General features: G+C 66.2%; 21 protein-coding genes. 1 reads left to right on the top strand and 20 read right to left on the bottom strand.

Annotated elements, in window-relative coordinates; genetic code table 11:
* Positions 1–37: 37 nt before the first annotated feature.
* Positions 38–781 (top strand): 3-oxoacyl-[acyl-carrier-protein] reductase, encoded by a 744-nt coding sequence (gene fabG, locus DFR31_RS09230; protein WP_121442391.1) that lies wholly within the window; start codon positions 38–40, stop codon positions 779–781.
* An 84-nt stretch (positions 782–865) separates the two neighbouring features.
* On the opposite strand, the gene DFR31_RS09225 is transcribed toward fabG, so the two are convergent.
* The 20 genes from DFR31_RS09225 to DFR31_RS09130 form a co-directional block, all read right to left on the bottom strand.
* Positions 866–1,138 carry a ComEA family DNA-binding protein gene (locus tag DFR31_RS09225; protein WP_121442390.1) on the bottom strand — a complete coding sequence of 91 codons (273 nt, stop codon included), beginning with the start codon at positions 1,136–1,138 and terminating at the stop codon, positions 866–868.
* A gap of 121 nt (positions 1,139–1,259) precedes the next feature.
* Positions 1,260–1,748, bottom strand: a complete 489-nt coding sequence (locus DFR31_RS09220; protein WP_121442389.1) for a chemotaxis protein CheW — start codon at positions 1,746–1,748, stop codon at positions 1,260–1,262.
* 80 nt (positions 1,749–1,828) lie between these two features.
* Complete coding sequence (locus DFR31_RS09215) at positions 1,829–2,662, bottom strand: chemotaxis protein CheW (RefSeq protein WP_121442388.1); 834 nt, start codon at positions 2,660–2,662, stop codon at positions 1,829–1,831.
* The gene (locus DFR31_RS09210) at positions 2,655–3,452 is read right to left on the bottom strand and encodes a ParA family protein (protein WP_121442387.1); all 798 of its coding nucleotides are present in this window, start codon (positions 3,450–3,452) and stop codon (positions 2,655–2,657) included. Before DFR31_RS09210 ends, DFR31_RS09215 begins: the two co-directional genes overlap by 8 nt.
* Positions 3,453–3,527: 75 nt before the next feature.
* Positions 3,528–4,715 carry a protein-glutamate methylesterase/protein-glutamine glutaminase gene (locus tag DFR31_RS09205; RefSeq protein ID WP_121442386.1) on the bottom strand — a complete coding sequence of 396 codons (1,188 nt, stop codon included), beginning with the start codon at positions 4,713–4,715 and terminating at the stop codon, positions 3,528–3,530.
* A 113-nt stretch (positions 4,716–4,828) separates the two neighbouring features.
* On the bottom strand, positions 4,829–7,069 hold the full coding sequence (locus DFR31_RS09200; protein WP_121442385.1) for a chemotaxis protein CheA: 2,241 nt from the start codon (positions 7,067–7,069) through the stop codon (positions 4,829–4,831).
* A gap of 62 nt (positions 7,070–7,131) precedes the next feature.
* Entirely contained in the window at positions 7,132–7,923 is a 792-nt protein-coding gene (locus DFR31_RS09195; protein ID WP_245971142.1) for a protein phosphatase CheZ, read from the bottom strand.
* Positions 7,924–7,927: 4 nt separating this feature from the next.
* Positions 7,928–8,311 (bottom strand): chemotaxis response regulator CheY, encoded by a 384-nt coding sequence (locus tag DFR31_RS09190; protein WP_121442524.1) that lies wholly within the window; start codon positions 8,309–8,311, stop codon positions 7,928–7,930.
* 64 nt (positions 8,312–8,375) lie between these two features.
* Positions 8,376–9,104 carry an RNA polymerase sigma factor FliA gene (locus DFR31_RS09185; protein WP_121442383.1) on the bottom strand — a complete coding sequence of 243 codons (729 nt, stop codon included), beginning with the start codon at positions 9,102–9,104 and terminating at the stop codon, positions 8,376–8,378.
* Complete coding sequence (locus DFR31_RS09180) at positions 9,104–9,934, bottom strand: MinD/ParA family protein (RefSeq protein ID WP_211328281.1); 831 nt, start codon at positions 9,932–9,934, stop codon at positions 9,104–9,106. Before DFR31_RS09180 ends, DFR31_RS09185 begins: the two co-directional genes overlap by 1 nt.
* Before the next feature lie 34 nt (positions 9,935–9,968).
* Positions 9,969–11,441: a flagellar biosynthesis GTPase FlhF gene (gene flhF, locus DFR31_RS09175; RefSeq protein ID WP_121442382.1), complete on the bottom strand. Its 1,473-nt coding sequence runs from the start codon at positions 11,439–11,441 to the stop codon at positions 9,969–9,971.
* Positions 11,442–11,459: 18 nt separating this feature from the next.
* Positions 11,460–13,580, bottom strand: coding sequence for a flagellar biosynthesis protein FlhA (flhA, locus tag DFR31_RS09170; RefSeq protein WP_121442381.1), 2,121 nt, complete (start codon positions 13,578–13,580; stop codon positions 11,460–11,462).
* Between the two features lie 70 nt (positions 13,581–13,650).
* Positions 13,651–14,823 (bottom strand): flagellar biosynthesis protein FlhB, encoded by a 1,173-nt coding sequence (flhB, locus tag DFR31_RS09165; RefSeq protein ID WP_121442380.1) that lies wholly within the window; start codon positions 14,821–14,823, stop codon positions 13,651–13,653.
* A 142-nt stretch (positions 14,824–14,965) separates the two neighbouring features.
* Positions 14,966–15,748 (bottom strand): flagellar biosynthetic protein FliR, encoded by a 783-nt coding sequence (gene fliR, locus DFR31_RS09160; RefSeq protein ID WP_121442379.1) that lies wholly within the window; start codon positions 15,746–15,748, stop codon positions 14,966–14,968.
* An 18-nt stretch (positions 15,749–15,766) separates the two neighbouring features.
* The gene (gene fliQ / locus DFR31_RS09155; protein ID WP_121442378.1) at positions 15,767–16,036 is read right to left on the bottom strand and encodes a flagellar biosynthesis protein FliQ; all 270 of its coding nucleotides are present in this window, start codon (positions 16,034–16,036) and stop codon (positions 15,767–15,769) included.
* Positions 16,037–16,070: 34 nt separating this feature from the next.
* Entirely contained in the window at positions 16,071–16,820 is a 750-nt protein-coding gene (gene fliP / locus DFR31_RS09150; RefSeq protein WP_121442522.1) for a flagellar type III secretion system pore protein FliP, read from the bottom strand.
* Positions 16,820–17,233, bottom strand: a complete 414-nt coding sequence (fliO, locus tag DFR31_RS09145; protein WP_170153651.1) for a flagellar biosynthetic protein FliO — start codon at positions 17,231–17,233, stop codon at positions 16,820–16,822. Before fliO ends, fliP begins: the two co-directional genes overlap by 1 nt.
* 74 nt (positions 17,234–17,307) lie before the next feature.
* Positions 17,308–18,006 carry a flagellar motor switch protein FliN gene (fliN, locus tag DFR31_RS09140; protein ID WP_121442376.1) on the bottom strand — a complete coding sequence of 233 codons (699 nt, stop codon included), beginning with the start codon at positions 18,004–18,006 and terminating at the stop codon, positions 17,308–17,310.
* On the bottom strand, positions 18,003–19,181 hold the full coding sequence (gene fliM, locus DFR31_RS09135; protein WP_121442375.1) for a flagellar motor switch protein FliM: 1,179 nt from the start codon (positions 19,179–19,181) through the stop codon (positions 18,003–18,005). Before fliM ends, fliN begins: the two co-directional genes overlap by 4 nt.
* An 11-nt stretch (positions 19,182–19,192) precedes the next feature.
* A complete protein-coding gene (locus DFR31_RS09130) occupies positions 19,193–19,678 on the bottom strand; it encodes a flagellar basal body-associated FliL family protein (RefSeq protein WP_121442374.1) in 486 nt (161 codons plus the stop codon).
* Between the last annotated feature and the right edge of the window lie 150 nt (positions 19,679–19,828).

Raw genomic sequence — 19,828 nt, 5'->3', positions numbered from 1 at the left:
CCACAAAAAAGGGCTAGACAGGAGGAGTGTTTACCCCATGCAAAGACTCGACGATAAAATCGCACTGGTTACCGGTGGCTCCCGCGGTATCGGCAAATCCATCGCACTGGAGTTGGCCAAACTGGGTGCCAAGGTGGCCATTAACTACCATGGCAGCAAGGACAAGGCCGATGCTGTCGCTGAGGAGATCCGGGCCCTCGGCACCGAGGCGCTAGTCATCCAGGCCGACGTCGGCGAGGCCGAGTCCGCGCGCAATATGGTCAAGCAGGTGCTCGACCAGTGGGGCCGGCTGGATGTGCTGGTGAACAACGCCGGCATCACCAAGGACACCACGTTCAAGAAGATGACCGACGAAGCCTGGCACGCGGTCATCAATACCAACCTGAACAGCGTGTACTACGTCACCAGTGCGGCCCTGCCCTCCATGCTCGAGAACAACTTCGGGCGAATCATCAACATCAGCTCGTTTGTGGGTCAGGCAGGCAACTTCGGCCAGACCAACTACGCGGCCAGCAAGGGTGCGGTTATCGCCTTCACCAAGAGCCTGGCGAAGGAAGTGGCCCGCAACAACATCACCGTGAACGCGGTGGCGCCGGGCTTCACCGCCACCGAGATGGTGGCGGCCATCCCGGAAAAGGTGCAGGAGAAGATTCTCGCCAATGTGCCGCAGCAGCGTTTCGGCGAACCGGAGGAAGTAGCCCGCGGCGTGGCCTACCTGGCCGCAGAGGGTGCCTACATCACCGGTCAGCAGCTGAACATCAACGGTGGCGTGTACATGTAAGCCGGCCGGGTTACCGCACAGGCAGGGACCGCTTTCGACCCCCGGCCCCACCGCCACGGCGGTGGGGCCGGCAACGCTATAGGGTCACTCGGTCAGAATGTGTTGCCGGTTCTGTTCCACGGTGGCCGGGCCCACCCCGCTGACCCGGGTCAGGTCGTCGGCCGTGGCAAACGGGCCGTTCTCTTCCCGATAGTCGATGATCGCCTGTGCGCGGGCCTCGCCCACGCCCGAAAGGTGCTCAGCCAGCTGCTCGGCAGATGCGGTGTTGATATCAATACCGCCCGATGCCACGGCGAGGGCGGACAGGGAGGAGAGCGCAAGAGCGGTGAAAAAGCGGGTAACAACATGTCGTTTCATGGCCTTTGAACTCCTTTCTTCCGTTGGCCTGTACCGCACCAGCGTGCGGTGATCCTGGGTCCCACATCCGATGTGGGAGTTTTAATCTAGCACCGCGAATCCCCCGGGACAAGCCAGCCGACTACACGCTGGCGACGTCGTCCCACTCCTCCTGCGTGAGCATACGATTGACATCCACCAGGATCAGCAACCCCTCCTTGCGGCTGACCACGCCGTAGATGTAGCGCGAGGACTCCTCGTTGCCCACGTTGGGGGCGGTATCGATCTCGTGCTCGGCGACGTTCACCACCTCCGCCACGCTGTCCACCATGATGCCGGCAATGTGGGACCCCGCCTCAATGACAACAATACGGCTGTTCTTGTCCGGTTCGCGCTCGGGCAGCCCGAAGCGCAGCCGGGTGTCGATCACCGTGACCACTTTGCCACGCAGGTTGATGATACCCATGACGAAGGGCGGTGCACCGGGCACCGGCGCGATCTCGGACAGCGGGAGCACCTCCTGCACCTGCATGACGTTGATGCCGTAGGTCTCGTCGTCCAGGCGGAAGGTCACCCACTGGCTGGTGGGCCCCTGCTCGTATTGCTGCTCGTCTTCTTGCTGCTGCGCCATGTCTCACGTCCTCGTGTTCTTGTCTATTCCCGGCGCTGCGGGTGGTTTATATCTACCATGTCGGCGCCCACGCCGAAAACTCAAGTCCGGTGTTCCTCCAGCAATTCCGCGAAGGCGTCGGTGTCCATCAGCGCGCAGAGGTGCTCGCGCACCGTGCCGGCCAACCACCGGCGTTGGCCGCGACTGGTGCGCCATTGCACCTGGTCCGGTTTCAACCGCATCACCTCGCCCACATCCCGGCAGGCCAACGCCCACTCGCTGTCACCTACCACCAGCAGCTTCCGGGGCGACAGGTCTTCGTCGGACAGCCGGTTGCGGTGCCGGTCCAGCACCAGGGTAGCCGTGTCCACCACCTTCACGTTGCGCCCCCGGTAATGGAACAGGCCGCGGAACCAGTCCGGCTTGCCGGGCGTTGGGGCAACCTTCCGCGGATACGGCACCACACTGTTCAGCTTGACCAGGGGGACAGCCAGCCGCAGCCCGCCCACATAGAAAATGAGCGCCTGGAAATCGGGGCGGGCCCATTCCGGGATCGGGTCATGAGGCCCTTCGGGTTCTGGCTCTGGCGCCGGCGCCCGCCGGGCCGCGACCGATGGCGTATCAACGGCAGGGACCTCCGCTGGCGGGGGCTCCTCGGGCGTCTCCGCGGGCGGGGCTTCCGCCGGGGCTGGCTTCACCGCCGGCTCTGCGGGCTCCGGCGGTGCCACGGTGGGCAGGTGCGTCACCGGCCGGGCCGGGGTATCCAACACCGGTCGGGGTGGGTGCGGGGCGGGCTCCGGCTCCGGGGCTTCTTCCCGCCCGGACGCCTCTTCGTCGCCCTCCGGGATAGCCGAGAGCAGGTCCTCCAGGTAGCTGCTGAGGGCCTGGTCCTGGCGCACCAGCGCCGGGTCCTCTCCGTTCCGCCGGTCAGCCATGCTGCACCTCCGGCCGGTCATCGTCCGCCCCATCGGTATCCAAAGTGTCCAGCAGTTTGCGATAAGCAATACTGCCGCGGGCCCAGGGCTGCATCACCGTCAGCGGCCGGCCCGCGCGGCTGGCATCGCGGAACTGGGTATCCACCGGGATCGCGCCCTCCCAGGCCTTATCACCGTAGACGCGGCGGATCTCCTTGAGCGACTCCACCGAGGCGCGGGTACGCCGGTCATAGAGCGTGGGTACGATGGTGTAGGGTAACGGCCGACTGCGCGAACGCTGCACCATGTCCAGGGTCCGGATCATCCGCTCCAGGCCTTTCAGTGCCAGAAACTCGGTCTGCACCGGTATCAGCAGGTGGCCGCAGGCCGCCAGGGCGTTGACCATGAGCACCCCCAGCATCGGCGCGCAGTCCAGGAAGGCGAACTCGAAGTCATCCTCCAGCGTCGCCAGACCCCGCTGAACCACGAGCCCCATACCCTGCCGGCTGCCCAGCTGACGGTCCAGGGTCGCCAGTGCCGTGGAGGCGGGAATCAGCTTCAGGCCCTCCACGCCGGTGTCGTGCAACAGCTCCCGCGCCGGCGGGGCCTTGCCCGGTGTGTCGAACAGATCGTAAATGCTGGGCTGCACGGTCTCCGGGTCGTAGCCGAAGTAGGCGGTGAGCGAGCCGTGAGGATCCAGATCCACCAGCACGCAACGGCGGCGCTTGAGCGCAAGCAGGCCGCCCAAACTGACTGCGGTGGTGGTCTTGCCGACCCCGCCTTTTTGATTGGCGACTGTCCAGATCCTCATGGGCTTGGCCGTCGGTTCTCCGTGTGCCTGGAATACAGGCCATATGATGCAAGCAGCGGGCCAACCCCCCCGGGCTCAGCGCAGCCGGGCCAACTCCTCGCCCACCTGGTCCAGGGGCAGGACGCGGTCGGTGAGCCCCGCCTTGGCCACAGCGGCCGGCATGCCGTAAATGACACTGGTGGCTTCGTCCTGGGACCAGATCGGGCTCCCCGCACGCTTCATCAGCTTGGCACCCTCGCAGCCATCGGCCCCCATGCCGGTGAGCACGACACCCAATGTCTTGCCGGGGCAATACTTGGCCGCGGAGGCGAAGGCGATATCCACGCTCGGCTTGTAGAACTGCTCAGACGACGCGTCAAAAACACGAACCGTCAATTTACCGCCGCGCTCCTCCACTGCGGCCTGTCGGCCACCGGGTGCCAGCAGCGCCTGCCCCGGGCGCAATTCGTCACCGTTTTGGGCCTCGCGCACCTGGATTCGGCACAACTCGTTGAGGCGTTCGGCGAAGGCGGGCGTGAAGCTCGCCGGCATGTGCTGGATGATTAGCACTGGCAGCGGGTAACCCGCCGGCAGCTGGGTCATGACCCGCTGCAGGGCGACCGGGCCGCCGGTGGATGTCCCGATCACGACCAGCTTCAGGTCCCCGGCGCGCACCCGATGCCCGCGATCAGCACGGGGCGGCGGGGCCTCTGCCGGCGCGGCGGCTGGTGCGGATGGTGTTGTCGCACGCGACCGCGCCGTTGCAACGCCGGTTTTTTCCGTGCCGGCCCGGGCCGCGGGGGTTGCCGGGCGCTGCGCTTCGCTCCGGGCCGGCGGCGGGCTGGTGGGCGCGGAGGGGCGCGGGGCACGACTGGCCGGCGCGCCGCGGCCACCGCCCAGCGCGATCACGCGCTCCTGCAACTGGCGCTTGACCTGCTCCATGTCGCCGGAGATGTCCGCGAACCGCTTGGGAATGAAATCGGACGCCCCGGCATCAAGGGCATCGAGGGTCTCGCGGGCGCCGTCGTAGGTCAGCGAGGAGAACATGAGCACCGGGGTGGGCTGCTGGCGCATGATCTCGCGCACGGCAGTGATGCCGTCCATCTCCGGCATCTCGATGTCCATGGTGACCACGTCCGGGCGGAGCTTCTGCACCTGCGCCACCGCCTCCCGTCCATTGGCCGCTTCCCCCACCACCTCGATGCGGGGATGCTCCTGCAACATGGCCTTGATACGGCGGCGGAAGAAGCCGGAGTCATCCACCACCAGCGCACGTACTTTCACCCATTACCTCCCAGTTCCCGATGCAGGGACGTTCATGTCTCGGTAGTCGCAGTCTACCGTATCAGGCGGGCTCAGCGGGGCCGGACCGGGGGGCATTGGCCGACGGCACCCGGTCAGAGCCGGGTACCGTAAGCCTTGACCAGACTGGGGATGTCGACGATGAGGGCGATCTTGCCGTCGCCGGTGATGGTGGACCCGGCCAGGCCGGGCAGCCCCTGGAGCATGGCACCCAGGGGTTTGATGACCACCTCCTCGAGCCCGATGACCTCGTCCACCACGAAGCCCACGGCCTGGTTGCCGAGGATCACGGTCACCACCTGGCGCTCGTCGTCGCTGCCGGCCTCGTGCATGCTCCGCACGGTACCCTCGCCCATCTGCTGCAGCCAGCGCTCGAGGAAGAACAGCGGCATGGCCTTGTTGCGCACCATGACCACCAGCCGCCCGTTCACCACGTTCGTCCGCTTGTGGTTGAGCTCGAAGATCTCGCGGACCACGGACATGGGCAAGGCGAACTTGCGCCCCCCGACCTTGACCATCAGCGTGGGCAGGATGGCGAGCGTCAGCGGCAGCTGAACCTTCATGGTGGTGCCGACACCCATCTCGGAGTCGATATCCACCGTGCCGTTCAGACGCGAGATGCTGTTCTTGACCACGTCCATGCCCACCCCGCGCCCAGAGACGTCGGAGATCTCCTCCTTGGTGGAGAAGCCAGCGGCGAAGATCAGGTTGTAGCACTCTTTCTCGTCCAGCCGGTTGGCGGACTCTCGGTCCATCACGCCCTTTTCCACCGCGATGTTACGCAGCTTCTCGGCATCCATACCCCGGCCGTCGTCGGCGATGGTGAGCAGGATGTGATCCCCCTCCTGTTCGGCGGCCAGCAGGACTGTGCCGGCGCGGGGCTTGCCCGCTGCCTCACGCTCGTCCGGGGGTTCGATGCCGTGGTCCACGGCGTTGCGCACCAGGTGGACCATGGGATCGGCCAGGGCCTCGACCATGTTCTTGTCCAGGTCGGTGTCCTCGCCGCGGGTCTCCAGCTTGATGTCCTTGTCCATGTTCCGCGCGAGATCACGGATCAGGCGGGGGAAGCGCCCGAAGACCTTCTTGATCGGCTGCATCCGGGTCTTCATGACCGCGGTCTGCAAGTCGGAGGTAACCAGTTCCAGGTCTGAGACCGCCTGCCCCATGCGCTCATCGCCCAGCACGCCGCGCAACGTGGCCAGCCGATTCCGGACCAGGACCAGCTCCCCGACCAGGTTCATGATGTCGTCCAGCTTGGCGGTATCCACGCGCACGGTGGCTTCCGGTTTGGGTGCGGGTGCCTTGCCGGCACCCCCACCGCCCGAGGACTGCCCCCCCGTACCACCGCCCCCTTTCTGGCCACCGGAACCGCCACCCGCGGCCGGCTTGGCGGGCTGCGCGGGTTGCTCCGCCCGGGCCTTGGGCGTCGGCTCCCGGGGGGCGGCAGGCGGGGCCTCGGAGGCCGATGCAGAACCGCGGTCCGCCTTGTCGTCCGCCGCTCCCTTCCCGGGGGCGCCGCCCTTGCCGTGCAGGTCGTCTAGCAGGGCCTCGAACTCGTCCTCGGATATCTCCTCGTCGCCGTTGCCCTGAGGCTGATCCGGGGCAGCCTGGGTCCCACCCTGGTCGCCGGTGGAGGCGGAAGCCGGCTCCTTTTCGGGCACGCCGGCGTGCTTGCCCTTGCCGTGCAGCTCGTCCAGCAGGGCTTCGAATTCGTCGTCGGTGATCTCGTCGCTGCTGCTGGCGCCCTGGTCGGTACCGGCGGGATCTGCAGCGGGCGCGGATTGCTCGTCCTCCAGGGCGTCGAGCAACTGCTCGAATTCCTGGTCGCTGATGTCGCCCTCTTCCCCCTGACCAGGGGCACCCTCGGCCTGCCTCTTCCCTTGTACCGGCGGGTCGGCGGCGGCCGTGTCGCCCTGCGGAGCGCCCTCCCCGGCCAGCCGTTGCTCGTCGGTGATGTTCAGGGCCTCCAGGTCGCGCAGCAGTGCCGGGTCGGCGGGCTCGGGGTCCTCGCCGTTCTCGATGCTGTTGAACTGGTTGACCACCACGTCAAGCGCCTGCAGCACCGTGTCCATCAACTCCGGGGTGACGGTGCGATCGCCATTGCGCAGCAGATTGAAGACGTCCTCGGTGCGGTGACAGACCTCCACCAACGGGTCCAGGCTCAGGAAGCCCGCACCGCCCTTGATGGTGTGGAAACCGCGGAAGACGGCGTTGAGCAGATCGCGGTCGTCGGGACTCTGCTCCAGGTCCACCAACTGCTCGCCGAGGTTCTCCAGGATTTCCCGGGACTCCACCAGAAAGTCCTGAACGATGTCGTCTTCGATGTCGATCCCCATGCCTGCCCCCTGTGATTCATGCGGTGCCCTGCTCAGCCGGCAGGAGCCGGGCGCGTGTCCAATCAGAAGCCCAGGCTGGACAGCAGATCGTCCACGTCGTCCTGGCCCTTGACCACATCCTCACCCTTGCTGGGCATTTGTGGCCCTTCGCCCCGCATATCGGTTTCCTTGTTCTCTTTGCCCTTATCGGCCGTTTTCCGGGATTCTTCACCCCGGGCCTTGCCGGACAGGGCCACCATCTGCACCAGGTTCTCCTCGACCTCCTCGACCAGCCCGATCACCCGACGGATGACCTGCCCGGTGATGTCCTGGTAGTCCTGGGCCATCAGGGCCTCGGAGAGCTTATTGTGCAGATCGGACGCGGACAGCCGGGCGCGCCCCAGGAAGCCGTCGATGTCCCGCGAGAGTTCGCGGAACTCTTCGGCGGAGAGCTCCCGGCGACGGAAGGCGCGCCAGCGCTCGGCCAGCTCCGCGGACTGGTCGCGGAGCTCGTCGGTGAGCGGCATGGACTCTTCGATGATGCCCAGGGTGCGGTGGGCCGCCTGCTCGGTCATGGTGATGACGTAGTTCAGGCGCTCCCGGGCGTCGGGGATCTCGGTGGCGGCGATGTCTGACAGCCGCGTGTCCAGCTTGAAGGACTTGATCGCCTCGTGCAGGTCGCGGGTCAACTGGCCCAGCTGCTGGAAGAGCTCGGTCTCGCGCAGGTGGGTCAGCTCGTCCACCACCGCGTCGGCCTCGCCCTGGTCCCCCCGGTCAACCGCCTGCATCAGGCGTTCCGCCGCCTCGCGGTAACGCGCCAGGCTATCCTCCTGCGGGTGATTGGCCTGGCCATCGCTCATGGATTCTGCGCTCATGCGTTCACGCCCCCTCGGCGTCGATCCGCTCGAAGATCTTCTCGATCTTCTCCTTGAGCGTGACGGCGGTGAACGGCTTGACGATGTATCCGTTCACGCCGGCCTGGGCGGCGGCCACGATCTGATCACGTTTGGCCTCGGCGGTGACCATGAGCACCGGCAGGTCCTTGAGATCGGGATCGGCTCGCACTTCCTTGAGCAATTCCAGCCCGGTCATGCCCGGCATGTTCCAGTCGGTGACCAGGAAGTCGATGCCGCCGCGCTTGAGGATAGGCAGGGCCGTCTTGCCGTCGTCGGCCTCGACGGTGTTGTTGAAACCCAGATCCCGCAGCAGGTTCTTGATGATGCGTCTCATCGTGGAGAAATCATCCACGATGAGGATCTTCATGTTCTTGTTCATGGCTGTGACAGTCCCCCTATTACATCCGGCCCGTTAGCACACAGAGGCGGCGTTAGCCGCGGCTCAGCCAGTCCTTGAGCAAGTCGCGCAGCTTGACGACGATACGGCCGTGAATCTGGCTGACGCGCGACTCGGTGATATTGAGCACCTGGCCGATCTCGCGCAGGTTGAGCTCTTCGTCGTAGTACAGGGCCATGATGAGCTGTTCCCGCTCCGGCAACTGGCGGATGGCCTCGGCCAGTGCCTGCTGAAAGCCCTCGTCGGTGATCTCGGCAAAGGGCTCCGGGTGGTCGCCCGGTAGCTGGTGCGGTTCGCCGGTCGCCGGATCCTCCTGATCGATACTGAAGACGCGGGATGTGGAAACATCCTGCAGGATCTGGTGGTACTCGTCGAGGGTGATGCCCAGTTCGTGGGCCACCTCGTGATCGCGGGCATCCCGCCCGGTGCGGTGCTCAATGGTCCGGATCGCTTCGGCCACCGAGCGGCCCTTGCGGTGCACCGAGCGCGGGGTCCAGTCCAACCGCCGGATCTCGTCCAGCATGGCCCCGCGAATGCGGATCCCGGCGTAGGTCTGGAAGCTCGCCCCCTGGCCGGCATCGTACTGCTGGGCCGCTTCCAACAGCCCCACCATGCCCGCCTGGATCAGGTCGTCCAACTGCACGCTGGGCGGCAATCGGCCGGCCAGGTGGTGGGCGATGCGCTTGACCAGCGAGGCGTGCCTCACCAGCAGGTCATTCTGGCTCTGCGCCGCCACTTCGGCGTACATGGCATGTCCGTTCATCAGGACACCTCCCCGGCACTGTATTGCACCAGGCGCTCAACGAAGAACTCCAGGTTGCCGACCATCTGTGCCGGCATGGGCCACTTCTGCACGCGCATGGCCATGTCCTTGAAGGCCCGCGCTGCCGGGCTACCGGGGAAGCTGGTAACCACCGGCTGCTGCTTCTGGACGGCGCGCCGCAGGCAGTCATCCTCCGGCACCATGCCCACGTAATCGATGGCCAGGTCGAGGAAGCGGTCGGTGGCCGCGGAGAGCTTGCGGAAGAGCATCCGCCCCTCCTCCGGCGAGCGCACCCGGTTGGCCACCATGTGGAAGCGCTCCACCCCGTGATCGCGGTTCAGCACCTTGATAAGCGCGTAGGCGTCGGTGATGGATGAGGGCTCGTCGCAGACCACCACCATCACCTCGCGGGAGGCCTTGGCGAAGCTCATAACGCCATCGGAGATGCCCGCCGCGGTGTCCACCAGCAGGTAGTCCAGGTCGTGGCTGAGCTCGCTGAAGCTGCGGATCAACCCAGCGTGCTCTGCCGGGGTGAGCTCGGCCATGCGCTGGGTACCCGACGAGGCGGGCACGATGGTGAAATCGCCGGGGGCACGCAGCAGCACCTCGTCCAGCGTGGCGGTACCGTCGATCACGTGGGAGAGGTTCTTCCGCGGCGACAGCCCCAGCATCACGTCCACGTTCGCCAACCCCAGGTCGGCGTCCATCAGCATGACCCGCTGATTCCGGGCACTGAGCGCGGCCGCCAGGTTGACGGACACGTTGGTCTTGCCGACGCCACCCTTGCCGCTGGTTATGGCGATGACCTTTACCGGTCTGGGATTAGCCATGCGTCTCAGTCCTGCTGCCTGATCGAAACCCGTGTTATTCACCAGCATGTCGCGCGCCACCCAGGCTCAACGCCAGGGCCTCCTCGTCCACCTCCTGCTGGTACTCGTCCACCAGGGCGCCGGCGCGCTCGACCAGTTTATCACCCCTGGCGATCTCAAGGTCTTCCGGTACCCGCTGCCCGGTCCCCAGCCAGGTCACGGGCAGGCGGCTGCGCAGCGCCACGGTCAGCATACCGCCCAGACTGGTCGCCTCGTCCAGCTTGGTGAAGATGCAGCCCTGCGGCTCGGCGGCGGCAAAGGCACGCATGGATTCGGTGAGCGTGCTCAACTGGGTGGCTGCCGACAGTACCAGGCAGGTGCGCAGCCGGCGACTGCTCTCCCGCAGGGCCGTGAACTGTTCGGCAAGCCGCACGTCCCGCTGGCTCATGCCGGCGGTGTCCACCAGCACCAGGCGCTTGTCCTGCAGGCTGTCCAGCACCTCGGCGAGTTCCTCGCCGCTGGCCGCGTTGTAGACCGGCACCTGCAGGATACCGGCGAAATTCCGTAACTGGTCCTGCGCGCCGATACGGAAGGTATCGGTGGACACCAACGCCACCTGGTCCCGACCCTGTTTCAGGGCGAAGCGGGCGGCCAGCTTGGCCACGGTGGTGGTCTTGCCCACGCCTGTGGGACCGACCAGGGCCATCACGCCCCCCTGCTCCAGGATGTCATCCTCGGCGATGGCGACATTGCGCTCGATGATCTGCAAGGCGTGGGCCCAGGCCTCCTCCGGGTCGGCCTCCGCCTGCACGTGATCCGCCAACCGGCGCGCCACGTCGCTGCCCATCCCCATGTCAGCCAGCCGCTTGAGCAACCCGGCCCGGGCCGGGTGCCGCTGGCCCATCTGGCTCCACTCCATCAGGCTCAGCTGGCTCTCGAACAACCCGCGGAGCTGGCGGATCTCCTCGCGCATCTGATTCATGGCCGGGTCCTGCGCCCACTCCACCCGCGGCGTGGGGCTCGCCCCGCGCGTACGCCTTGCTGCCGGCCGCCGTTCTCCGGACGCGGCGCCCTCCCGCTGCCGGGCCTCGCGCGCGGACTCGGCGTGAGCCTGCTGCAGGTCGGCGAACAACTCGTCCTCGTCATCGTCACCCACGGTGATGTCGAGCTTCCGGCGGGGCGACGTACCCCCGTCAGGCGCCGGGTTTTTGTCACTGTTCAGGCGGGCGGGATCGGGGAACCCACCGCCCGTTCCCGTCGAGGGGGCCTCCTGCTGCTCCTCCCGCCGCGCACGGTTCTCGCCGATCGCCCCCAGCGGCAACCCGCCGGGCCGCCCCAGGCCGCGCCCCGGCTCACCACCGTCGGCGGCCTGTTCCACCGCCTGCTTGTCGTAATCGATGGCCGAAATGACCTCCACGCCCCCCTCCACCTGCTTGGTGGAGAGGATGACCGCATCCGGGCCGTGCTCCTCGCGTACCTTGCGAATGGCCTGCCGCATGTCCTCGGCGAAAATGCGCTGGATCTTCATCGCCTGCCCTCTTGTCCTTTACTGGCCACTGCCGACCTGCTGTTGCTGGCCCACGGTGGCTACGATGCGAACCTGGCGGTCATCCGGGATCTCGTTGTACGAGAGCACGTGCAGGCTGGGCACGCTGTGGCGGATAAGCCGCTGCAGCCAATTCCTCAGTTGCGGCGAGGTGAGCAGGACTGCCGGCTGGCCGGACATCTCCTGCTTGCGGGTGGTGTCCGCCAGCGACTGCTGGAGGCGCTCCGCCAGGCCCGGCTCGAAGCCGCCCGACGATTCCCCGCCGCCCTGTACTGCATTAAGCAACATCTGTTCCAGTTGCGGATCGAGGGTCATCACCGGCAACTCGCGGGTCATGCCGGCGATGTTCTGCACGATCTGCCGGCCCAGGGCCTCACGCACCGCCTGGGTAAGCTGGGCCGGGTCCTTGCTGCGGGCGCCGTACTCGGCCAGCGTCTCCACGATGCTGCGCATGTCGCGGACCGGGATGCGCTCCTCCAGCAGGTTCTGCAACACCTTCACCACCACCGACAACGGCAGGGTGTTGGGCACCACCTCCTCCACCAGCTTGGGCTGGCTCTGGCCGAGGATATCCAGCAGCTTCTGCACCTCCTCGTGCCCCAGCAGGCGGTGGGCGTTCTGTTGCACCAGCTGCGACAGGTGGGTGGCGATCACCGTGCTGGTGTCCACCACCGTGTAGCCCAGAGTCTGGGCGTAATCCCGCTGCGAAGACTCGATCCAGACCGCCTCCAGGCCGAAGGCCGGGTCCTTGGTGGGGATACCCTTCAGCTCGCCCTGCACACTGCCCGGGTTGATGGCCAGCTCGCGCCCCGGCTGCACCTCTGCCTCGGCCACCGGCACGCCCTTGATGGAGATCCGGTAGGCGTTCGGCCCCAGGTCCAGGTTGTCGCGGATATGCACCGGCTGCACCAGGAAGCCGAGATCCTGCGAGAGCTTCTTGCGCACGCCCTTGATCCGGGTGAGCAGCTGCCCACCCTGGTTGCGGTCCACCATCGGAATCAGGCCGTAGCCCACCTCCAGGCCGACCACATCCACTGGCGGCACGTCATCCCAGCTGAGCTCGCGCTGCTCCGGGGATTTCTCCTCGGCCTGCTCGCCGGCAGCGGCGGCGCTACCTTGCGCCTCGGCCTCGGCGGTCTCCTTCTGGCGTTGAGTGATCAGGTAAGCGGCCGTCAGGCAGACGGTGCCGAAGAAGGCGAAGGGGAGCAGCGGCATGCCGGGAATCAGGCCCAGGAAGAAGATCACGCCACCGACCACCCACAGCACCCGCGGGTTGCTGAAGAGCTGGCTGGTGACCGCATCGCTCATCTTCTGGCTGTCCGCCACCCGGGTAACAATGATCGCCGTGGCAGTAGACAGCACCAGCGAAGGGATCTGCGCCACCAGGCCGTCGCCGATGGTCAGCAGCGAGTAGTTGCGCACGGCATCGCCGAAGATCATGTCGTGCTGCAGCATGCCGATGGACAGCCCGCCGATCAGGTTGATCACCAGGATCAGGATGCCGGCGATGGCGTCGCCGCGCACGAACTTGCTGGCCCCGTCCATGGAACCGTAGAAGTCCGCCTCGCGCGCCACATCCTCGCGCCGCTCCTTGGCCTGCTTCTGGTCGATGATGCCGGCGTTCAGGTCGGCGTCGATGGCCATCTGCTTGCCGGGCAGCGCGTCCAGGGTGAAGCGGGCGGACACCTCCGCCACCCGGCCCGCGCCCTTGGTGACCACCACGAAGTTGATGATGATCAGGATGGCGAACACCACCAGCCCGACGGCGTAGTTGCCGCCGATGACGAATTCGCCGAAGGACTCGATCACCCGGCCGGCGGCGGCGGTGCCGGTATGGCCGTCCAGCAGGATGATGCGGGTGGAGGCCACGTTCAGCGCCAGACGCAGCAACGTGGCGATGAGCAATATGGTGGGGAAGACCGCGAAGTCCAGCGGCCGCATGGCGTAGACGGTGACCAGCAGGATGGACAGTGACAGGACGATGTTGAAGGTGAACAGCAGGTCCAGCCCGATGGGCGGCAGCGGCACCACCAGCATCATCAGCAGGGCCACCACCAGCAGGGGCGTGCCCAGGCCCAGGGGGCCGACGCTGCGCAGGTTGTCCATCAGGGTGGCGTTCATCGTCTCTGGTCTGCTCCTGCTCGCGGCCCCTTATCGGGCCCTGGTCGCCGGGTTTCCGTCACCCGGCCCGTCATCGCTCTGACGCCCCGCTATCCGGCGCCCCCTTGTCGGCGTAGGGCCGGAACTCCTCCGGGATGTCCGGCGCCGGGCGGCGCGGTGCCTCGCCTTGCCCGCCCCGCGCGGCCCGGAGCTGGTAGATGTAGGCCAGCACCTGGGCCACGGCCATGTACAGGCCGGCGGGGATCTCCTGGTCGATGTCCGTAGTGTGATACAAGGCCCGTGCCAACGGCGGCGCCTCGAACAGCGGGATGCCGTTTTCACTGGCGATCTCGCGGATGCGCAGCGCCACCTGGTCCTTGCCCAGGGCGATCACCCGTGGCGCACGCATCTTCAGCTGGTCGTACTGCAGCGCCACGGAGTAGTGCGTGGGGTTGGTCACCACCACGTCCGCCTCGGGCACCTTCTCCATCATTCGGCGCTGGGCGGCCTCCCGCTGCAACTGACGGATCTTGCCCTTGACCTCGGGCTTGCCCTCGGTCTGCTTGAATTCGTCCTTCACCTCCTGGCGGGTCATGCGCAGCTTCTTCTGGTGGTCCCAGAGCTGGTAGGGGACATCGACCGCCACCACGACGATCAGGGAAGCAGCCAAAATGAAGAAGGCGATGAAGAACAGCTCGATGGCGTGGGCCATGGCCGACTGCAGCGGGGCCAGCGCCAGCGAGCGCAACTCCTGCTGGAACAGGTAGAAGAACAGCGCCGCCACCGAGCCCACCACCAGGATCTTGGCGATGCCCTTGGCCAGCTCGATCAGCGCCTTGGGGCCGAATATGCGCTTGATGCCCTTCACCGGGTTCATCTTTTCCGGCTTCGGGATCATCGGCTGGGCGCTGAAGGTCCAGCCCCCGAGCGCTACCGGCCCGATCAGGGCCACCAGCATCATCAGGCCGGCGAAGGGGGCGACGATCAGCAGGCCCCGGCCCAGGGCCTCGTGAACCCGGGCGATGGGCTCCTTCGGGTCGAAGATCTCCTCGCGGCCAGGCTGGAAGGACCATTCCAGCAGACCGACGATCCCTTCACCCATGTAGCCGCCGAACATCAGCATCCCCAGGGCGGCGAACAGCATCAGCAGCGTGGTGGTCAGCTCGCGCGAGCGCGGAATCTGACCCTTCTTTTTCGCGTCCTGTAGCCGTTTCGGGGTTGGCTGTTCGGTTTTCTCCTGACCGTTTTCGCTCTCCTCGGCCATGAGCACCCCCGTCTTCCCCGCGCCGGTGCGCTAACTCCCTTGCCCGGCCTGGCCGCCCCGTTTCCGCCAGCATTCCGTCGCCGGCGGGCCCGGTGGAGGTAGGTGCAATTTATCTGCCAGCACGTGGGCCGGGAGGAGGCGGTCAGGTCGTGATGGTGAGGATATCGCGGACGACGGCGAAGGCGTTGGACCACATCATCGCCATGCGGGTTGGCAGCACCGGAAGGACCAGGCCCAGCACCAGCACCGGCCCCACCAGCATCGTGATCGGCAGCCCGACGGAGAAGACGTTCATCTGCGGGGCGGCGCGGGTCATCACGCCCAGTGCCAGGTTGATGATGAGCAGCACGGTGACCACCGGCAGCGCGATCAGCACCGCACCGGCGAACATCTGCGCGGCCCATGAGGCCACCTCGAAGAACGCCTCCCGCCCGACCCCCTCGGCGGCGATGGGCATCGCGGCAAAGCTCTCGGCCGTCAGCTCAATGAGCATCAGATGCCCGCCCATCCCGAGGAATACCAGCGTGACGATGACCAGCATCACTTGGGAGAGCACCGGTACCGACATGCCGGTCTGCGGGTCAACCATGGTGGCAAAGCCCAGGCCCATGGCCAAAGCCATGCTCTCCCCCGCCACGACCACCACGTTGACGGCCATCAGCAGCATGAACCCCATGATGAGACCGATCAGCACCTGTTGGACGCTGATCATCACCCCCTCGGCGGAGAGCGGATCCACCGCCGGCACCTCGCCCACGGCCGGCAGGATGGCGACCGTGAGCGCCAGGCCGAAGAAGACGCGGATACGGACCGGCATCAGGTCATTGCCGAAGACCGGCGCCACCATCACCATGGCGCCCACGCGCATCAGCGGCCACATCAGGCTGCCGACCCAGGCGGTGATCTCGCCGATGGTGAGCTCCACGCCGCGCTACCCTGGTGGTCAGCCGATGAAGCCGGGGATGCCCCGGAACAGCTGTTCGGTGAAGTCGGTGAGGATGGTGTGCATCCAGGGCGTCATGATGAACAGCACCAACGCCATCACGCCCAGTTTCGGCACGAAGCTCAGTGTCTGTTCGTTGATCTGGGTGGCAGCCTGGAAGAGACCGATCAGCAGACCGGTGATCAGCGCCGCCAGCAGGATGGGACCGGCCAGCAGCACGGCCACGGTCAGCGCCTGTTTACCCAGTTCGATGGCGAGTTCCGGCGTCATGGCTTAGTCCTCCGCGTCGGTACTGTGGCAGCGGTCATATGAAGAAGCTGGCGGCCAGGGTGCCCATCAACAGCGACCAGCCATCCACCAGCACGAAGAGCAGAATCTTGAAGGGCAGGGAGATGATCATGGGCGAGAGCATCAGCATGCCCATGGACATCAGCGTGCTGGCCACCACCAGGTCGATCACCAGGAAGGGCAGATAGATGATGAAACCGATGGTGAAGGCCGTCTTGAGCTCGCTGGTCATGAAGGCGGGCACCAACACGGTGAAGGGGACGTCCTCGGGCCCCTCCACCTGGTCGTAGCCGGCAATCCGCAGGAACAGCCCCAGGTCGGACTCTCGGGTCTGAGCGACCATGAAATCGCGCATGGGCTCGCTGGCCGCCTCCAGGGCCTCATCCGGGGCCATCTCCTCGGCCAGGTAGGGCTGCAGCGCCGTGTCGTTGACCTCCTGAAAGACCGGGGCCATCACGAAAAGGGTCAGGAACAGCGCGAGTCCAATGAGCACCTGGTTGGAGGGCGTGGACGCCGTGCCCATGGCCTGGCGCAGGATGGCCAGCACGATGATGATCCGGGTGAAGCTGGTCATCATCAGCAACCCTGCCGGGAGCAGGGTCAGCAGCGTCATGAGCACCAGCACCTGGATGCTCAGGCTCCAGGTCTGGCCGTCTTCACCCTCGGTGATGGTCAACGCCTCCAGGCCCGGCGGCTGCGCCAGGGCCACGGCCGGTACCAGCAGCCCGGCCAGGGCGATCAGGATCAGGAATGTACGTCGCGCCATCATTTCTTCTCGTGGTGGTGTTGCTGCATCACCCGACGCAGCCGCTCCGCGAACGGGCTACCCTGCATGTCCGGAGCGGCGCGCTTGGCGTCCGCCTCCAGCCCCTCAAGGGGCTCATCCAGCACATGCAAAGTCTGTACCCGCCCCGGAGCCACCCCCACGAGAAGCTGGGTGGAACCGACCTTTACCAGTACGACTTTCTCTCTCTGGCCCACGGACAGGGCGCCGAGGACCCGCATCTGCCCGTTGGCCGACCCGCCGACACCGCCCATGCGGCGCAGTGCCAGCATCAGCCCGCCAATCAGCGCCAGCACCACCAGCAGCCCGACGATGACCCGGGCCAGACCGGTGATATCCACGCTGGGCACGCCCCCTTCCTCCGCCCAGGCCAGGCCCGGCAGCAGCCAGGCCATTAGCCCGACACCGGCAACGCCGAGTTTCCGACACCCGGCGGACAGGAGGGCGCGAGGCGAGCGACGAAAAACCATCAGCGCAGCTTCTTCACCCGTTCGGCAGCGCTGATGACATCCGTCAGGCGGATGCCGAAGCGCTCGTTGACCACCACCACCTCACCGTGGGCGATCAACGTGCCGTTTACCATCACGTCCAGTGGCTCGCCGGCCAACCGGTCCAACTCCACCACCGAGCCCTGGTTGAGCTGCAGCAGGTGGCGGATGCTGATCTGCGTGCGGCCGATCTCCATGGACAGGGTGACGGGGATGTCCATGATGACTTCGAGGTTGGCCTCCTCGTCCCCGAGGTTGGGCCCGGCGTCGGGCTGCAACTCGTCCAGCTCCGCCTTCTCAGCCTGCCAGTTCTGTTCGCGGCGAGCCTCGTCAGCCTCCCGGCGGGCCTGGCGTTCGGCCTCGCGCTGCTGTTCCGCCTCCATCATCGCCGCGTCGGCGTCGCCGGCGTCGGAGGCCTCCGCCGCAGCGCCGCCATCCGACACACCTTCCTCGTCGCCCTGCTCCTCCATGGCCCTGGCCCACTCCTCGGCCATGGCGTCCTGGTCCACGTCACCGTCGGACGCATCGCCCTGCCCGGTGTCCTGTTCAGCCTCGGCGCCGGCAGCGCCCTCCTCATCCGACGCCTCCGGTTTGCGGCCGGCCTCGCTCCCGTGCTGCTCTGCCAGGGCATCCTCCCAGGCCGCATCCACGCTGTTCTGATCCTGCTTGTCGTCACTCATGGCTGTTCACCGCCCTTCTTACGGCTTCGCGTCTTCCTGTCCGTCCGACGCCGCGCCGTCCCGCTCTCGCCGGCGCGCCTGGACTCCGAGTAGTCATCCCGCTCCGGCTTGGTTTTCTCGTCCGTCTGCGCCCCGCCGGCTGGCGCCTTCTCGTCGCTTCTCTCCGCCTTGTCCTCTTCCTCTAGCCAGGGCATGGCATCCTGATCACCACGGGGCTCGACGCGCTCGGTAATCTTGATCGCGGCGTTACCGTTGCGCACCCCGTACCGGCCTCGGAAGACCGGCATGTCCTCGGCGTACAACGTGACCCGCTCGGGGAGCTCCAGCGGAATGATGTCACCGGCCTTCATGTTCAGGACATCGCGCAGGCTCACGTCCACCTCGGTGAGCAGGCTGGAGAGCCCCACCTCGGCGAATTTCATCTCTTCGCGCAGCGAGCGCGTCCAGCGCTCATCCACCTCGTTGCGGTCCGACTGCACCCCGGCGTCGAGCAGCTCGCGGATCGGCTCGATCATGGTGTAGGGCAACGTGACGTGGATATCCCCGCCACCGCCGTCCAGCTCGACGTGGAATTTGCTGACCACCACCACTTCGCTGGGGCTGACGATGTTGGCGAACTGCGGGTTCACCTCGGAGTGCATGTACTCGAACTCGGCATTCATCACCGGGTTCCAGGCCTCCTCCAGGTTCTCGAAGGCCTGGTCGATCATCATCCGGATGACCCGCAGCTCGGTGGGCGTGAACTCGCGCCCCTCGATCTTGACGAAGAAACGGCCATCCCCCCCAAAGAAATTGTCCACCACGATGAAGACCAGCTTCGGATCGATGATGAACAGCCCCGTGCCGCGCAGCGGATGGACCCGCATCAGGTTCAGGCTGGTGGGCACGAACAGGGTGTGGACGTACTCGCCGAACTTCATCATCTCCACGCCCACCACCGAAACCTCCGGCGTGCGGCGCAGCATGTTGAACAGGCCGATGCGGAACAGCCGGGCGAAGCGCTCGTTGATCATCTCCAGCGTGGGCATCCGCCCACGCACGATCCGCTCCTCGGCGGTGAAGTTGTACGAACGCAACTCGCCAGGGTCGGCATCGTCCTCCGTATCGACGGCGCCATCATCCACGCCGTGGAGCAGCGCATCGATTTCGTCCTGGCTGAGTATGTCCTGGGCCATCGGGTTTACCCCTATTGCATGACAAAGCGGGTGAAGTAGACCGCCTCCACCTCTTGCTCAACACCGCGATCCGCCAGCACCCGGTTGATCTCGTCCAGGGACTCCTCGCGGAGTGCCTGCCGGCCGGCGCGGGTGTTGATCTCCTGCCAGTCCTGATCGGCAAAAAGATCGAGAAGATTATTCCGGATCACCGGCATATGCCGCTCAATGGCCTCCTCCACGGAGGCGTACCGGGTCTCCAGTTGCACCTCCGCCTGCAGGTAACTGATGCGGCCGCTGCGCTCGAAGTTGACCGTCAGCGCCGGATCGAGCTCGATATAGACGGACTCTTCCAGTGGTTCCTCCACCGCTGGCTCATCGTCTCCTGGCCCTCCGATCATGCCGGTGAGATACGCGGCCACCGCACCCCCCACGGCCAACAACACCACCAGGATCGACGCCAGCAGGATGACCACCAGTTTGGACATCCCCTGCTGCTTGCTTACGGCTTTTGCCATCGACTGCCTGTCCTCCCGACAGAAATCCGTCTTTGCGGTATTAGCTGCAAAACCAGTGCCAGGCGGCACCAGCGCTTGGCCCCCAGTTTAACGGAATCCCCCCATCGTCACAGCGGCGCGCTTGACACTCCCATCTAATGCAAATAAATT

Origin of the sequence: Alkalispirillum mobile, from assembly GCF_003664325.1 — a bacterium.
GTDB lineage: Bacteria > Pseudomonadota > Gammaproteobacteria > Nitrococcales > Halorhodospiraceae > Alkalilimnicola > Alkalilimnicola mobilis.
Note: the sequence above shows the minus strand (reverse complement) of the source record. Positions and strands in the feature narration are given on the sequence as shown.

Excerpts from the sequence above, each read along its gene's own strand:
- fabG (WP_121442391.1), top strand. The coding sequence starts at position 38 with ATGCAAAGACTCGACGATAAAATCGCACTGGTTACCGGTGGCTCCCGC.
- DFR31_RS09225 (WP_121442390.1), bottom strand. The coding sequence starts at position 1,138 with ATGAAACGACATGTTGTTACCCGCTTTTTCACCGCTCTTGCGCTCTCC.
- DFR31_RS09220 (WP_121442389.1), bottom strand. The coding sequence starts at position 1,748 with ATGGCGCAGCAGCAAGAAGACGAGCAGCAATACGAGCAGGGGCCCACC.
- DFR31_RS09215 (WP_121442388.1), bottom strand. The coding sequence starts at position 2,662 with ATGGCTGACCGGCGGAACGGAGAGGACCCGGCGCTGGTGCGCCAGGAC.
- DFR31_RS09210 (WP_121442387.1), bottom strand. The coding sequence starts at position 3,452 with ATGAGGATCTGGACAGTCGCCAATCAAAAAGGCGGGGTCGGCAAGACC.
- DFR31_RS09200 (WP_121442385.1), bottom strand. The coding sequence starts at position 7,069 with ATGGGGATCGACATCGAAGACGACATCGTTCAGGACTTTCTGGTGGAG.
- DFR31_RS09195 (WP_245971142.1), bottom strand. The coding sequence starts at position 7,923 with ATGAGCGCAGAATCCATGAGCGATGGCCAGGCCAATCACCCGCAGGAG.
- DFR31_RS09190 (WP_121442524.1), bottom strand. The coding sequence starts at position 8,311 with ATGAAGATCCTCATCGTGGATGATTTCTCCACGATGAGACGCATCATC.
- DFR31_RS09185 (WP_121442383.1), bottom strand. The coding sequence starts at position 9,104 with ATGAACGGACATGCCATGTACGCCGAAGTGGCGGCGCAGAGCCAGAAT.
- DFR31_RS09180 (WP_211328281.1), bottom strand. The coding sequence starts at position 9,934 with ATGGCTAATCCCAGACCGGTAAAGGTCATCGCCATAACCAGCGGCAAG.
- flhF (WP_121442382.1), bottom strand. The coding sequence starts at position 11,441 with ATGAAGATCCAGCGCATTTTCGCCGAGGACATGCGGCAGGCCATTCGC.
- flhA (WP_121442381.1), bottom strand. The coding sequence starts at position 13,580 with ATGAACGCCACCCTGATGGACAACCTGCGCAGCGTCGGCCCCCTGGGC.
- flhB (WP_121442380.1), bottom strand. The coding sequence starts at position 14,823 with ATGGCCGAGGAGAGCGAAAACGGTCAGGAGAAAACCGAACAGCCAACC.
- fliQ (WP_121442378.1), bottom strand. The coding sequence starts at position 16,036 with ATGACGCCGGAACTCGCCATCGAACTGGGTAAACAGGCGCTGACCGTG.
- fliP (WP_121442522.1), bottom strand. The coding sequence starts at position 16,820 with ATGGCGCGACGTACATTCCTGATCCTGATCGCCCTGGCCGGGCTGCTG.
- fliO (WP_170153651.1), bottom strand. The coding sequence starts at position 17,233 with ATGGCCTGGCTGCTGCCGGGCCTGGCCTGGGCGGAGGAAGGGGGCGTG.
- fliN (WP_121442376.1), bottom strand. The coding sequence starts at position 18,006 with ATGAGTGACGACAAGCAGGATCAGAACAGCGTGGATGCGGCCTGGGAG.
- fliM (WP_121442375.1), bottom strand. The coding sequence starts at position 19,181 with ATGGCCCAGGACATACTCAGCCAGGACGAAATCGATGCGCTGCTCCAC.
- DFR31_RS09130 (WP_121442374.1), bottom strand. The coding sequence starts at position 19,678 with ATGGCAAAAGCCGTAAGCAAGCAGCAGGGGATGTCCAAACTGGTGGTC.